The sequence below is a fragment of the Bradyrhizobium sp. C-145 genome (genome assembly GCF_023375135.1).
Taxonomy (GTDB): Bacteria; Pseudomonadota; Alphaproteobacteria; order Rhizobiales; family Xanthobacteraceae; genus Bradyrhizobium; species Bradyrhizobium zhanjiangense.
Genome location: NZ_CP088150.1, coordinates 1,825,125 through 1,839,900 on the forward strand (window position 1 = coordinate 1,825,125; position 14,776 = coordinate 1,839,900).

13 protein-coding genes and 1 pseudogene are annotated in these 14,776 nt (G+C 65.4%); 7 read left to right on the forward strand and 7 right to left on the reverse strand.

The features are described from left to right. Positions 1-11: 11 nt before the first annotated feature. Entirely contained in the window at positions 12-1,079 is a 1,068-nt protein-coding gene (locus tag LRP30_RS08525) for an endo-1,4-beta-xylanase (protein ID WP_249760010.1), read from the reverse strand. Further along, positions 1,076-2,161, reverse strand: coding sequence for a glycosyltransferase family 1 protein (locus LRP30_RS08530; RefSeq protein WP_249760011.1), 1,086 nt, complete (start codon positions 2,159-2,161; stop codon positions 1,076-1,078). The genes LRP30_RS08525 and LRP30_RS08530 overlap by 4 nt, the downstream gene beginning before the upstream one ends. Before the next feature lie 262 nt (positions 2,162-2,423). Between LRP30_RS08530 and LRP30_RS08535 the strand changes: the two genes are divergently transcribed. Beyond that, a complete protein-coding gene (locus tag LRP30_RS08535) occupies positions 2,424-3,860 on the forward strand; it encodes an oligosaccharide flippase family protein (RefSeq protein WP_249760012.1) in 1,437 nt (478 codons plus the stop codon). 266 nt (positions 3,861-4,126) lie between these two features. Then, entirely contained in the window at positions 4,127-5,683 is a 1,557-nt protein-coding gene (locus LRP30_RS08540) for a L,D-transpeptidase (RefSeq protein ID WP_249760013.1), read from the forward strand. A gap of 48 nt (positions 5,684-5,731) precedes the next feature. Here LRP30_RS08540 and LRP30_RS08545 read toward each other — a convergent pair whose 3' ends face one another. Continuing rightward, on the reverse strand, positions 5,732-6,547 hold the full coding sequence (locus LRP30_RS08545) for a class I SAM-dependent methyltransferase (protein ID WP_249760014.1): 816 nt from the start codon (positions 6,545-6,547) through the stop codon (positions 5,732-5,734). Between the two features lie 94 nt (positions 6,548-6,641). Here LRP30_RS08545 and LRP30_RS08550 point away from each other — a divergent pair. Continuing rightward, a pseudogene (locus LRP30_RS08550) lies at positions 6,642-6,734 on the forward strand (oxidoreductase); the annotation flags it as partial. 13 nt (positions 6,735-6,747) lie between these two features. Here LRP30_RS08550 and LRP30_RS08555 read toward each other — a convergent pair. From LRP30_RS08555 to LRP30_RS08570, 4 genes are read right to left on the reverse strand one after another with little or no spacing between them, the layout of a single operon-like run. Then, positions 6,748-7,257, reverse strand: a complete 510-nt coding sequence (locus LRP30_RS08555; protein ID WP_128935857.1) for a DoxX family protein — start codon at positions 7,255-7,257, stop codon at positions 6,748-6,750. Further along, positions 7,254-8,036: a DNA-binding domain-containing protein gene (locus tag LRP30_RS08560; protein WP_249760015.1), complete on the reverse strand. Its 783-nt coding sequence runs from the start codon at positions 8,034-8,036 to the stop codon at positions 7,254-7,256. The genes LRP30_RS08555 and LRP30_RS08560 overlap by 4 nt, the downstream gene beginning before the upstream one ends. Continuing rightward, positions 8,026-8,940, reverse strand: a complete 915-nt coding sequence (locus LRP30_RS08565; protein ID WP_249760016.1) for a DUF692 domain-containing protein — start codon at positions 8,938-8,940, stop codon at positions 8,026-8,028. The genes LRP30_RS08560 and LRP30_RS08565 overlap by 11 nt, the downstream gene beginning before the upstream one ends. Before the next feature lie 45 nt (positions 8,941-8,985). Continuing rightward, on the reverse strand, positions 8,986-9,291 hold the full coding sequence (locus LRP30_RS08570) for a DUF2282 domain-containing protein (protein ID WP_249760017.1): 306 nt from the start codon (positions 9,289-9,291) through the stop codon (positions 8,986-8,988). Between the two features lie 312 nt (positions 9,292-9,603). On the opposite strand from LRP30_RS08570, the gene LRP30_RS08575 reads away from it, so the two are divergent. The 4 genes from LRP30_RS08575 to LRP30_RS08590 all read left to right on the forward strand — a co-directional run bounded on the left by LRP30_RS08575 (position 9,604) and on the right by LRP30_RS08590 (position 14,767). Next, positions 9,604-11,700 (forward strand): adenylate/guanylate cyclase domain-containing protein, encoded by a 2,097-nt coding sequence (locus tag LRP30_RS08575; protein WP_249760018.1) that lies wholly within the window; start codon positions 9,604-9,606, stop codon positions 11,698-11,700. A 129-nt stretch (positions 11,701-11,829) separates the two neighbouring features. Further along, positions 11,830-12,414, forward strand: a complete 585-nt coding sequence (locus LRP30_RS08580; protein WP_249760019.1) for a HutD family protein — start codon at positions 11,830-11,832, stop codon at positions 12,412-12,414. A 115-nt stretch (positions 12,415-12,529) separates the two neighbouring features. Continuing rightward, positions 12,530-13,723, forward strand: a complete 1,194-nt coding sequence (locus LRP30_RS08585) for an adenylate/guanylate cyclase domain-containing protein (RefSeq protein ID WP_249760020.1) — start codon at positions 12,530-12,532, stop codon at positions 13,721-13,723. A 282-nt stretch (positions 13,724-14,005) separates the two neighbouring features. Continuing rightward, positions 14,006-14,767, forward strand: coding sequence for an adenylate/guanylate cyclase domain-containing protein (locus LRP30_RS08590; RefSeq protein ID WP_249760021.1), 762 nt, complete (start codon positions 14,006-14,008; stop codon positions 14,765-14,767). Positions 14,768-14,776: the final 9 nt, after the last annotated feature.

A 14,776-nucleotide genomic window follows, 5' to 3' on the forward strand; every position in this document is an offset into this window, starting at 1 on the left:
CAATAGCGCGCTCAAGCATCCTTCGTGAACTTGCTGATCACGTCCATGAACGGCTTCGGCTTGAACTCGCCGTCCAGCGGCAGAGGACGGTTCGGCTGCTTGTCCTTGCGGGCGAAGGTGCCGTTGATCCAGCTGTAGCGATCCGAGATGCCCCAGGTCAGGATCGAACGCACCGGTCCGCTGGTTGAAATGGCCGTCAGCAGATCGTCGACGCGCTTGGCGACGATGGCATCGCGCTCCGCCGGGCTTCCCGTCAGCTTCTGGTCGTCGACGTCGAGCTCGGTGACGAGCACCTCGAGCCCCCAGGAACGCAGCTCGGTGACGAATTCGGCGAGCCCGTGCGTGTCGATCTCGAGCTCGGCATGCAGATGCGATTGCAAGCCCACGGCGTGGAGTGGAACGCCCTGGTCGAGCAAATCCATGATCAGGTTACGGTACGCTGCGCGCTTGGCGGTGAAGGAGTCCTTGGCCGATTCGATGTCGTATTCGTTGATCGCGAGCTTGACGAAGGGGTCGGCCGCGGCGGCGGTACGGAAGGCCAGCGGAATCCAGCGCTCGCCGAGATGCTGTGTCCAGAACGTATCGCGCCGGTCAGTGATCTTCTTCGGATTGTCCGGGATCGGCTCATTGACGACGTCCCAAGACGTCAGCTTGTCCTTGTAATAGGAGACGACGGTGCCGATGTGATCGACGAAGGCGCGCTCGACGTCCTTGCCGTCCTTGATCTGCTTGGTCCAGTCCGGAATGTCGTGATACCAGGCGAGCGCGTGGCCGCGCATCGTCAGATCGTTGTCTCGCGCGAAATCCAGGATCGCGTCGGCGCGCTCGAAGGCGAAGGTGTGCGCGTCCGGCCGCAGCATCGGCCATTTCAGCTCGAGCACCGGCACGACCTGCGTGCAATAGGTGCTGATGGCGTCCCCAAGCCGCGGATCGGCTTGCAGGTCCCACAGCGTGGCCGCAGCGCCATAGCCCGGGCGGCGCTGGGCACGTTTCGAGGCCGGCACTGCTGACGCGGATGCGCCCGCTGCGAGCGTTGCGGCGCTACCGAGCAGGAATTCGCGTCTGTCGAGCCTCGTCACGCGTGGTTCTGCATTGCCGCTTCGGCGATCTCGTAATACTGAAGCGCGCCCTTCTCGAGCGTCAGATTGTCCAGCACATAGTCGCGCGGCGCGAAGTCGCCGGCGCTAGCCTGCGACCAGAAGCCGTTCCAGCCGGATCTGAAGCCGTCAGCATCGGTGAAGGTCATGCCACAGCGCGCATCGAAATAAGGCACCGAGGATACGCCGCCCTGGTACCTCACTTTGTTCGGGAAATATTTCGGATCCTGCCACGGCCCGCCGCGATCCCAGGCAAAGACAGGGACACCGCTCGACAGCGCCTGCTGGCAGGCGATGCCCTGGCTCTCGTGCTCGCAGAGGAAGACCATGCTGCGGCAACGCGCTAGCGCCGCTTTGTAGTCGTCTTCCTTGTAGTGGCCGTAGCGGATCACCTCGACGGAGCGGCCGCTCGCTTCGAGATACCTGCGGACCGGCTCGATCAGCTCCGCCTCGTACCGCTCGTAATCCCAGCGGACCTTGTCATAGAGCAGCACGTCGACGCTCTTCTCGGTTGGCGCTGGTGTCCACAAATCGGTCTCGATGCCGACGGGCCAGGCGCCGACGTGGGGCCAGTGCGGACGGAACATATCGGCGTACCAGGCGCATGGCACCAGCACGCGCTTTACGTCGAGGTCCTTCAGACTCTCCGGCGCATCGATCGGGTGGTCGTACATGGCGACGCCGAGCAGCAGCGGGTTCTTCCACTTGAACCAGTCGAGCACGAACGGCCGGCCGATGATGCAGGCCAGTTCTTCGGGATGCTTCTGGATGTAGCGATAATCGTTGACGCGATAGCGGATGCCGAGCCGATCGAGGCCTGCGCACAGATTGAGGAGCACGCGCCGCTGGCCGCTGATGTAGGACTTGCCCAGCAGCAAGCGCCGCAGCAGCGGCCGGAGGTGGCGGTCACCGGGAAACCAGCGGTCGTCCCGTTCCTCGAAGAAGAGGTTGAGGACCATCCTGTCGCCGCCAGTCATGCCTGGGGTCGCCGGAACCAGCGGCGCGTCAGCGCCGCGATGCGGCCGAGAGGTCGGCTTCGCCCGTGTTCGTTCGGCAACGTCCATGTCAGTCACATCAGCGCATCGGAGGAGTCGGGCGACGTTTCGCTATCATTGCTTCTTTTCTGTGATCCCGCCGGCCCCTTCAAGGACAGGGCAAATTTAACGCTAACGCGCGATAACCGCGCGAACGCTTCATTCGCGGTCCGATTTGCAGGCTTATGCGGCTATCTTGCCGAAGCCCAGCGGCGCAGTTCGATTGTTCCAGCAAAGTCCAAGTGTCTTAACGCTTCGTTAATCCTCACGGCCGCAACCGGTCCCAGTCCGCATGCTGAACCGTCATTTCTCCATTTATCTCGTCGCCTACATCCTGCCGGCGGCGGTGGGGTTCTTCGCGGTCACGGCCTACACGCGGCTGCTGACGCCGGCGGAGTACGGCGTCTATGTCGTCGGCATCAGCCTTGCCGGAATCTTGGGCGCGATCTTCTTCGCCTGGATCAAGCTGTCGGTATCGCGCTATCAGGCGATGTCTGCGGAGGTGGATTTTCGCGGTACGGTCATGGTCGCCTTTGCGCTGACCGCCGCGGTTCTCTGCGCCACCACTCCGCTGGTCTTCCTGTTCCGCAGCGACGTCAGCGTCGAGTTGCTGCTCGCCAGCATGTTCGTCGCGATCATGGCCAATGCAGTCGATGTCGGCCAGGAATTCGAGCGCGCCAAGCTGCGGCCCTACCGGTTCGCGGCGATCTCGATCGTGCGCAGCGTGTCGAGCGTCGGCTTTGGCCTCGCCGGCATCTGGCTCGGCTGGGGTGGATTGGGGCTGCTCGCGGCATTCGGCCTGGGCTCGCTCACCGGCATCATCCTGAATCTGGTTGGTGACCGCACCAAGATCGCGCGCTTCCAGCGCAGCCAGTTCATGCAGCTCGCACGCTATGGCCTGCCATTGACGCTGGCCGGGCTTTCCGTTGCGGTCTACTCAGCCTGCGACCGCCTCATCGTCGCCTATTTGCTAGGCAAGGATGCCGCCGGCATTTTTGGCGTCGCCGCGGACCTCCCGCGCCAGTTCATGGTCATGATCGCTTCCAGCGTCGCGGCGGCCACCGTGCCGCTGGTGTTTCGGTCGTTGTCCGAGAAGAACGATGCGGTGACGCGGGAGCGGCTGACCGAGAGCCTCGAGCTGCTGCTCGTCGTCGTCGCGCCGGTCGCGGTCTGGCTCGCGCTGGCGGCAGACCAGGTCGCCGGCACGCTGGTCGGCGTCGACTTCCGCGCCGGTGTGTCCGCGCTGCTGCCGACCCTGGTGCTCGCGCGCTTCTTCGGCATTGCCAATCAGTTCTATGTCCAGATCAGCTTCCAGCTCGCCGAACGGCCCTTCATGCTGGCGGCACAGTCCTTCCTCACGCTGGTCGTCAGCGTCATCCTGATGTTCGCGCTGGTCGCCGGCTACGGGCTCTACGGTGCGGCACTGGCGACTTTCGCGACCGAGGCGATCGGCTTCCTCGTTGCCGTCGTCCTGATGCATCGCGCCCACCCGGTCCCGTTCGACCTCAACCGCCTCGCCGCTGTTGCCGCTTCCGCTGCGGCGATGGCGGCCGCGATCCTGATCGCGCGATCGCAGGCGGAAGGCACCGGTCCTGGGTCGCTCATCGTCGTGAGCCTCGCCGGTGGCCTCGCTTACGCTGCCGCGGCGTGGCTGATGAACGTTGCGAACGTGCGAACGTTGTCACTGCGCCTCCTGCGAACGTTCAACCGGAAGGCGCTGGGCGTCTAGTTGCGCAGTGGGCGCGGTCGCCGCCAGACGCCGGCCCCGGGCACCCGATCCGGACATTCTGCCGCAGCGATCGAGGCCAGCTTCGGGCCAGCTTCGGCCGGAGGCCGCCTTCCGCCTGTGCGAACCGTCATATATGAGAGATTGTCGCCGGAACGTGCCGAATCTCGCCACAGAGGGAACGTAAGGCGGCTGCGAATTCTTAAGTCAAAGAGCGCAATTTGACATTTGAGCGACACCGGCAGACTGGCAGTTCGACCGAGGATGGCATGAAAAACCGATCGACGACGGCGCAATCCACCAGGGCGATGCGGCGTCGGGGGCCTGCCGGGATCATTGCGCTTGCGGCAGTGGCCACGTTGGCAGCGGTGGCCCCGGCGACCGCGGCCAAGCAGCCCCGCCAGGCGGCCGAGGCGGTGGCGCCGCGCGTGGCCGGCGAGCCAATCATGGCGATCGTGTCGATCAAGAGCCAGCAGGTCACCTTCTACGACGCCGACGGCTGGATCCTGCGCGCGCCGGTGTCGACCGGCACCACGGGACGCGAGACGCCGGCCGGCGTTTTCGCCGTCATCGAGAAGGACAAGGACCATCATTCGACCATGTATGACGATGCCTGGATGCCGAACATGCAGCGCATCACCTGGAATGGCATCGCGCTGCATGGCGGGCCGCTGCCCGGCTATGCCGCCTCGCATGGCTGCGTGCGGATGCCGTTCGGCTTTGCCGAGAATTTGTTCGAAAAGACGTATATCGGGATGCGCGTGATCATCTCGCCGGACGATGCGGTCCCGACTGAGTTCTCTCACCCCTCGCTATTCATGCCGAAGCGGGAGGCCATGGCGGCGGCGCCGAGCCGTGCCGACAAGCTCTCCGTCGAGGCCGAGGAGGCCACGAGGGCCGCCGACGAGGCCAAGAAGGCCGCATCGGCCGCGGCGAAAGAAGCCGCCTCGCTCCCGGCGGCGCTGCGCAAGCTGGACCAGCAGAAGGCCCGCGCTGACGCCGAGCTCGCCTTCGCCGACAAGTCGCTCGCGAACGCAAAGACCGATCAGGCCCGCGCCAAGGCCGAGGAGCTGAAGCAGAAGGCCGCCACCAAGGCGGCGGATGCCGCGACGCAGCTCGATGCTGCCAAGACCGCCGCGCAGCCGAAGCGCGACGCCGCCGCCGCCACCAAGGAGGCCGCCAAGGCGGCGGCGACCAGGAAGGCCGACGTCGTGAAGGCGGCGACCGACGCAAAGCTCGCGCTCGAGCCGGTCTCGGTCTACATCAGCCGCGCGACGCAGAAGCTGTATGTGCGGCGAAATACCCACAAGCCGGCGCCCGACGGCGGCGGCGAGGTGTTCGACACCAGCATCGAGGTCCCCGTCACGATCCGCAATCCCGACCTGCCGCTCGGCACGCACATCTTCACGGCGATGGCGAAGACCGATATGGGCCTGCGTTGGAGCGTGGTCACGATCGAAAACGGCGACGGGGCGAGGAACGCGCTCGACCGGATCACCATCCCGCAGGAGGTGCTCGACCGCATCGCGCCGACCGCGTTGCCGCGCTCGTCAATCATCATCTCGGACGAACCGCTGAGCAGCGAGACCAATTACCGCACCGAATTCGTCGCGGTGCTGAGCAACCAGCCGCAGGGCGGCTTCATCACGCGCAAGCCGACCGCGCCGGCCATGATCGCGAGCGATGACGGCTGGGACAATGGCGGCAACGGCTTCTTCTTCTTCCAGCAGCGCGACCCGTATGTGCAACCGGTCAATCCGCGCCGGCAGCGTGGCCAGTACCAGTACTATCAATCGACGCAGCCGATGCAGCGGAATTGGTGGTAAGCGGGCGCGCCACCGCGCCGGGACCGTACGTGATGGACGCCGAAGTCATCAGATGCGGCGCGCCGTGATCACTAGCGCTTGGATCTTGGCTTCGACCGGCCCTGACCCGTGGCGGATTCGGATCGCCTCGGCAACGGCGTCGGTCGCAGCCTGAAGCCTGCTCGCATCCCGGGCTTCGATCTCGCCACGTAGCGGCGTTCCCTGACAGTATGCGATCGCCACGTGGTCCGCCGTTGGCGCGCGGCTGATGTTGGCCCGCGTTTCGATCGAGACGTTGCCAAAACCTGCGCGTTCGAGATCGGCTCGGATGATCGTCTGGTCGAAATAGCCGTGCGGTGTCCGGGCCATGAAACGAGGCGGATCATCGGGAAACAACTTGCCGAGGGCCATCGTTGCATCGTGGGCGAACACGTTCTCCTCGATGCGGTCCCAGACGTTGAAGAGGAACGTGCCGCTCGGCTTCAAGACGCGCCTTGCTTCTGAATAGCCCTTGACGCGGTCCGGAAAGAACATGGCACCGAACTGGCAGCAGACCACGTCGAACTCGGCGTCGCCGAAGGGAAGAGCGGTTGCATCCGCCTGGCGCCATGAAACGCGGGGATCCTCACCCTGGCGCTGCGCTGCGATCGCCAGCATCGGCTCGTTGAGATCGGTTGCAACGTAGCGGATGCCGGGCGGCAGCGCTGCCGTCACCGCGCGCGTGACGGCGCCGGTGCCTGCGGCGGTCTCGAGTAGGACCGAGGGCGAAAGTGCGGCGACGCGACTTGCGATGTCGTCGGCATACTCGGCGAAGATCATCGGGACGAGATATTCGTCGTAGAGCTTTGGGACCGAGCCGGCGAAAACCTTGTCAGTGTCGGACATGCTTGCCTCGCTGAAGGTCTGGACACGGGATTCAAGCTAGCACGGATCGCCACGTCGCCGCGCCAGCAAAGACGTGATCCGGGCCGGCTGCTGCATCGCCTATGCGGTGCTGTTCTTCCTGTCGGACGAAAGCGTCTACGTCACCGCGCAGACGCTCGCGGTCGACAGCGGCCTGAGCGGGATGTGAGGCCGGCAGCGTCTTATCGCGCGTGCGATCGCGCGCGACAGATGAGATGGTCGAGCGAGATATGCCCGGGTCCGTAAGCCATGAGAGCGAGTGCCATGGCCGCCCAGGTGAGGTGAAGCGGCCAGCCGTCGGGCACGGTGAGCTCGACGATGACGGTCATGAACAATAATCCGAGCGCGGCGAACCGTGTGCCGAGACCCAGCACCAGCAGGATCGGAAACATGATCTCGCCACATCCCGACAGAAAGGCCAGCACCGCCGGCGCAGGAAAGTGATAGGGCCCGCCGGGCAGATGCAGCATGAACTCGTCGCTGAACAGCGCCACCGCGGTGTCGTTGAGTCTGAGGAAGCCGTCCCACTTGAGGATGCCCGAGCGCCAGAACGGAACGGCAAGCGCCGCGCGCAGCACGAGCTGAACGAGCGAGGGCGCGGCAATCGTCCGTATCAGATCGTTGGCCTTGTCGAGCAGCAGCCCGAGTGACGGCAGGCCGCTTCCTGCGGTCATGCGTTGGTCGGTGATCATCGTGCGTCTCCGAGAACAAGCGAAGTGAACGCGCCAGCCTCGATCAGGCCGGTGATGTTGAAAGTGAGATCGAAATCGGGGCATGCATCCAGCGCCGACGCAGCGGCCCCGCCGAGTGGTTCGCCCGACGCCAGACGTTCGGCAAACACTGCGCCGCCGGGCGGAAGGCGCCGCACCATGACGTCGAATTCGGGCCGGGTGATCAGTGCGTCTTCCGGCGTAGATGCGTCGATGCGCTCAAGCGGTGCGTCGTCGCGGTTGGCGGCAAAGACCGTCACCGCCGAGAATGACGAGCGCACGATCCGCAGCGCCGGATGCGGGACGAAGACGAGATCGGCCAGTCGCTCCGTGGCGACGGCTGCGAGCCCGGCGGGCGACAGCGGCGCGGCGTCCTGCGCATGGTAGGCATCGAGCCAAGCCCGCTCGATGCGGGCGACATCGGCAAGCCAGGGCATTGTCTGCGCGTACTCATATCTTGCGATGAAGTCGGCAAACTCGCGGCCATATTCGAACAGCAGCGGCGAAGTTGGCGGGCTGCTGCGGATGTGGAAGCGCGCCATGGCACGGAAGAAATCAGGACCGGTGATGCGCTGAACCGCTGGATAAATCGCAGCGAGCGCGCTGATCAGGCTCACCGTGACATTGTTGCGGTAGACGGCGTAGCGCTTGCCGGCGGCCTTGCCGTTGGGACCCGCCACGATCGCAGGCGCCGACCGCGCGGGGTCCAGCAGGCCCCGCGCAAAGGCGGCGGCAAAGGATAGATCCTGCTCAGGCGGCATGACGGTCTCCCACCAGCGCGGCCGGGCCGTAACGATCCAGAATCGCTTGTGCTGCGGTGGCTTCCGCCTGCAGGACCGGCCAGTCCGGAATCATGCTGTCCCATTCGATCAGCGTCGGCACGCCGCCGCGGCGCCGGATGACGATCTCGTAGAGCTTCCACACGGCATCCGCGACCGGGCCGTCATGGCTGTCGATCAGCAGCAGGTCGCCTTCGTCGTCCGCCTGCTCAGCATGGCCGGCGAGGTGGATCTCTCCGACGCGCGACAGCGGAAACTCCGCGAGATACTCAAGCGCGGAAAATCCGTGATTGGTCGCGGATACGAAGACGTTGTTGATGTCGAGCAGCAGCCCGCAGCCGGTGCGTTCGGCAATGGCGCGGATGAAATCGGTCTCGCTCATCGACGATTCGCGAAAGGCGACATAGGTCGACGGGTTCTCCAGCAGCAGCGGACGGCGGATCGCGTTCTGCACCTGGTCGATGTGGTCGCAGACGCAAGCCAGCGTCGCTTCGGTGTAAGGCAGTGGCAGAAGATCGTTGAAGAAGCTGGTGTCATGCGTCGACCAGGCAAGATGCTCGGAGACCAGCGCCGGCTGGTAGCGAGCTACCAAGCCTCGGAAGCGGGCCAGATGCGCCTTGTCGAGCGGCTGGGGTGCACCGATCGACATGCACACGCCGTGCAGCGACAGCGGATGGTCGCGGCGGATCGCCTCCAGCGCGCGATGGGGCGCGCCGCCCGCGCCCATGTAGTTTTCGGCGTGCACCTCGAAGAATCCGCGTTGCCGGTCCGCGCTCAGGATGGCCTGGAGGTGCTCGGGCTTGAAGCTCGTCCCGGCAACGCCGCCGATGGGAGCGGAGTAGCGGAGTGGCACCGCCGACACGTCGGGCACGATTGCCGTCGTCATGGTCTCCTCCGCTTTTCCATATTGTCGTGGGCGCGACGCCGCGCGTTAGACCGGCTTGAGCGAACCCTTCTTGCCGTTCGGCAGCTCGATGCCGGAGCAGGTGCCGCCCTGCACGAACTTCCAGGCGTTGCCCTGGAAGTCGACGGTCGAGGTGCCCTGGCAAGTCGTGCCCGGCCCCGCCGCGCAATCGTTCTGGCCCTTCAGCGCGACGCCGAAGCATTTTTCCTTCTTGGCGGCGATGGCCGCATCGCCCTCCGCCTTGGTCAGCGGGCCGGCGGCGGCAAGGGTGGCGAGGGCGGTTGATACCGCGCCGGCGAGAACGATCGACGTGACGACATGCTTGGCAGACATCGGAGTTTCTCCTGTTCGAGATAGCATCGCCCGGGCAGGCGAAGGCGCATGGTCTGCTTCGCTCCGCGCACAGCCCGCGTTACCGCGAAGCTGCTCACGAATCCGTGAGACCGTTTGGATCTGGCGCACCACAGGTGCGCTTGGGTCAGGATTAGCGGGCATGCGGCCGTTCAAATCCAATGCCTTGGCGCTATCGAGACATTAGCGGGAGAGCATTGGCTGCGATCGATTGGGCCTGCCAGAGGTAATGAACGGCGGAAGCCTGCGTAGAGCAATGATAGGAGCCGTGCGCGGCCGAAGGCGGAAACAACCATGAACGTCGATCCTGGACGGCAGCTTCGCGCGATCGCCAGGCTGACGGTCAGCATTCGCTTGGCCGTCTCGGCCCTGGTCCTGGCCGCGATCCTGCTGACCGCGGCGCTGTCGAGCCTGTTGTGGTGGCGAACGGCGGAGGCGACCAGCCGGCAGCTTGCTTCGACTATCAACGAGCAGATCGTCGCGGCGGTCCGCAAGGAGGTCTCGGCCATCGTCGACGAGGCGCGCGCCGCGCACACGGCAATCCGCACCCTGTTCCTCCAGAACGTGCTCGACACCCGCGAGGCCGACAAGCGGGAATTCGTGTTCCTCTCGCAGTTGCAGTCGCAGGCGACGATCTCCTGGGTCGCCTTCGGCTGGCCGGACGGCTCCTTCTTCTCCGCGCATAAGCTCGGCGATCGCCGTCTGGAGATGATGGAGATATCGCTGACCGACCATGCGGGCCAGCGGCGCGTTGACGAGTATGACGTGGTGCCCGGCGATATCGAGTTCGCCAATCGCCGTTTCGAGCCGACCGAGTTTCGCGTCGCCGACCGCACCTGGTTCAAGGCTGGGCTCGCGGCCGAGGAGCCGCAATGGTTCAGGGTGATGGACCATCCCACCGGCGAGCGGCCGTCGATTGCCTTCGCAGGACCGATCGACGTCTATCAGGAGCGGCAGGGCGTGCTCGCGATCATGATCGAATATACGCGGCTCGCGCGCTTCCTGTCGCAGCTCGAGGTCGGGCGGACGGGAACGGCCTTCATCATCGATGATAGCGGTGAGCTGGTCGCCGCACCGGATAAGGACGCCGACGAGCTGCATCCCGCCAAGGGCGATACCAAGCTGCTCCCATTGGCGCGGCTGGCGCTCGCGGCGGCAGGCGACGAGGGCCGCAAGCGGGCCTCGCGCAGCCGGCTGACGTCCGCTGGCGCGGCCTATGAAGTCGCGCTCGCGCCGCTGCCTTTTCACGGCTGGTCGCTCGCCACGGTGATCCCGGAGGCCGAGTTTCTCGGACCGGTCGAGGCGACGCTGCGTCGCCTGATCCTCGGCCTCGCAATCGGCGCCGTGCTGGCGGCGCTGGCATCGGCAATGTTGGCGCGCTCCGTCATTGCCGCGCCGCTGTCGCGTGTCGTGGGCGAGCTCCGCCACGTCGAGGCTTTCGCGCTCGAGCAGGTCCGCCGCCATCCGTCGCGTCTCAAGGAGATCGCGAGCCTGTCGGGCGCGATCGCCGAAATGGCAGCCGGCCTCTCCGCGTTCCGTAAGTTCATCCCGGCCGATCTCGTCCGTTCGCTGCTGCGTCAAGGCGTCGAGGCCAAACCCGGCGGCAGCATTCAGGTGCTCAGTGTGATGTTCATCGATATCGCCGGTTTCACCGGATTGTCGGAGCGGCTCGGCGACCGCGTGGTGCCGCTGTTGTCGCGCTACCTCGACCTCGCCTCCGAGGTCATCGTCGCCAACGGCGGCACCATCGACAAGTTCATCGGCGATGCCGTGATGGCATTCTGGGGCGCGCCGCAGCCGCAGTCCGACCACGCGCTGCGATGCTGCCGCGCGGCACTCGGCTGCCGGAGAGCAATCGACGCCTCTGGCCTTGCCGACGATCTCGGCCAGCCGCTCCAGATCCGGATCGGCATCAATTCCGGCCATATGCTGGTCGGCAATATCGGTTCGGAGCTGCGCCTGAACTACACCGTGATTGGCGACGCCGTGAACGTTGCCAGCCGTCTCGAGGGCGCCAACAAATCCTACGGCACGCAAATCCTGATCGGCGAGGCAACCGAACGTCTGGCCCGCGGCGCCATCATCACGCGCGAGATCGACAGCATTGCCGTGTACGGACGCGAGGAGGGATTTTCGGTCTATGAGCTGATCGGGCTCGTCGGGGAGGATGGCATCGGGAACGAACCTCCCGCCTGGGTCGGTCACTACGCGCAGGGACTTGCCCATTACCGCGCACGCCGGTTTACTGCCGCGCTCGCCGATTTCGAAGCCGTGCTGTCTGAGCGCGGCCGCGATGGTCCAGCCGAGCTGATGCGCGAGCGCTGTCGGAAATTGTCCGCCGCTGCACCCGATGACTCCTGGCGTCCGGTCGCAGCGTTGACGACGAAGTAGCAAACGCGTTGCTCAACGAGCTGACCGGCGGGCTCCGAAGCGAAGGTCTGATGGCAGGCGCTCGGAATCGGCGCGCGTTATTTGCCAAACCGGTTGGCAAAGTCGGCCCATCACGGGCATGATGCGGACATGAAAACCACGCTGCTCAAATCCGAACACTACACCCGCTCGCCCTGGAAGAACGGCGGCGGCATTTTCACCGATATCGCGGATGCCCATCGCGCTGGCGCGCCCGTGAAGGATTGGGACAGCCTGCTCTGGCGCTTCGCCAGCACACCGATTGTGGCGCCGGGTCCGTTCTCCCATATGCCCGGCATCGACCGGCTCCAGATGATCGTAGGCGGGCGCGGGCTGGTGCTGAAGTCGCCCACGCAGGAATTCGACGAGCGCGAGCCGTTCACCACGGTGCGTTTTGCCGGCGAGCTCGCGATCGTCACCGAGCTCGAGGCGGGTCCCGTCGAGGTCGTGAACCTGATGGCGCGGCGGGGTGCTGCGGAGATCGAGCTCGAAGCGCTCAGGGAGCCCGGCGATCGAGCGTTGTTTGCCGGCACGCATCTGGTTTACGCGGTTCGGGACGATTGCAGCATCCGTCTTGGCGACGCGCATTTTGCCATTCCTGGCGGCGGCACGCTGAAGATCGAGCTCACCGAGCCATCGCGCCTTGCGCTCGCATCGGGTCTGGCGGTGCTGGGATCGATCCGGATCGTCGGCTAGACGGCGACTGTCCCGCCAAGCCGCTGCGCACAAACCGGGCAATTGGCCAGGTTGACGCCGCCGCGTCGGAGCACGATATCTGCTCGATGCAGACCGCCGCTCAAAGGGGCAGGATATGGACGCGCCGCCAGACAACCACGCCCCCACGCAAGCCGACAGCGTCGTCGACTGGCTGACCAACGGCACGCGCGACGAGCGCTTCCTCGACATTATCTTCGCGCAGATGTGCGTCCGCCTCCAGCAGGCGGGCATCCCGCTCAAGCGATCGACGCTTCACATCCTGATCCATCACCCACAATGGCTGGGGGCCCGCATGATGTGGTCAGATGGGATGCGCGAAGCGGAGATTGCGCGCGTCGACTATGACGTGCGTGAGCGATCCGAATATATCGGCAGCGCCGCCAACGAAATCCATGACGGCGCCGCCGAGGTGCGCGAGCGGCTCGAGCAGGATTCCTCGCTCGGCCGCAAGCACGCCCTCTATGACGAGATGCGGGCGCGAGGCCTGACCGACTATGTGGCCTGGCCGCTTTACCACACGCTCGGCAAGCGCCATATCGTCACCTTCGCGACCGACCGGCCCGGCGGATTCGACGATGCGCACATCGCGGGCCTGAAGAAGCTGCTGCCGGTGCTGGCGCTGGTCAGCGAGATCCGCGTCAAGAACCGGCTGGCGCGCACGCTGCTCGAAACCTATGTCGGCTCCCATGCCGGCGAGCTGATCCTGGCCGGCGCCACCAGGCGTGGCACCGGCACGACGGTGCGCGCCGCGATCATGATCTGCGATCTCAGGGATTTCACAAAAATCTCCGACAACTGGCCGCGCGACGACGTCATCGATCTGCTCAACGACTATTTCGACGCGATGTCCGAGCCGATCGCGCGGCATGGCGGCGAGATCCTCAAATTCATCGGCGACGGCCTGCTCGCCATCTTCCCGCTCAGCCAGCCCGATGCCTGCGCCAACCTGCTGCATGCCGTGACCGAAGCCCGCAAGGCCATGGCCGCGCTGAACGAGCGCAACAACGGGACCGGCCGCGCGCCGCTGAATTACGGCATCGGCGTCCATGTCGGCGACGTCATGTACGGCAATATCGGCTCGACCAGCCGGCTCGACTTCACCGTCATCGGCCCCGCCGTCAACATGGCTTCCCGCCTCGAGGCTCTGACCAAGCAGCTGGGACGAACGGTGCTGCTGTCGCGCGCCTTCGCCGAGCTGGTGGAGCGGGAGTTCGAGCTGGAGCATGTCGGCCAACACGAGGTGCGCGGCTTCAGCGACCCCATCGAACTGTTTGCGTATCAGGGGTAACGGCGCGCGGAAGACCGGTGACGTCGTCGTCATAGATGTCCACGTCATTTCGGGGGCGAGCTGGCTTGAATGGCCGCGCCCGCAACGGCCATGGCCGCGATCGCGCCTGCCTGATCGTTGCGTTTCCGAGATCGAACGAAAATTCGGACCCCGCGATCTGCGGCGGCAGCGGAGCCTAGGATGCGGGCCTAGGAGAGAGGAGGGGAGTCCTGTTGCCAACGTTGGATTGTAGGGCTACGTTTTGCCGAAGGTCCGCCCAAACGGTCTTTGGCCCGCCCGTTCATGCCAAAATTCCTTCGCATCGGAGTCCATCAGTCCAACGTTTCCGGATACACGTCGAAGGCGTGGTGTGTCAGGCGCGTCGGCTCGGCGGTCTTCCTGAAGTGGGGGGCCGTCGAAGTGCAGGGCGCCGGCGACGGGCGCAAAGTCTATTGGTCGCGATCGCCGCAGGAGAAGACCGTTCGTTGCGGCACGGCGCAACGTGCCATCGATTACGCAACGGCGGCGATCGCGCGGCGGCGCAACCATCGCTACGAGCCGCTGACCGGACCCATCGCGCTGCGGCGCAGATCCACGATGCGCAGCACCGAGCTCAAGCAGGCGCTCGCCACCATCCTGATCGTCGATATTGTCGGCTCCATCGCGAAGGCTGCGAAGCTCGGGTATGCAGCCGTCCGCAAGGAGCTGAAGAGCTCGCGCGGCAAGGAAGTCGTGACCACCGGCGACGGCGTGCTGGCGACCTTCAAGAAGCCCGCCGCCGGCATCAATTGCGCGACCGCGATCCAGAAGGCCGTGCGCACGCTCGGGCTCGAGATCAGGGTAGGCCTGCACGCCGGCGAATACACGATCAGCGGCGGCGAAATGGTCGGTCTCGCCTTCCACATCGGCACCCGCGTTGCCGCGAAGGCGCGGGCGGGGGAGGTTTTGGTGTCGAGTGCGGTCAAGGAGCTGGTTTCGCAGCCCGAGATCCGGTTCAGGGATCACGGCGTGCATCAGCTGAAGGGCGTGCCGGAGCGGTGGCGGCTGTGGCGGGTGGAGGGGTGAGTTCTCAAA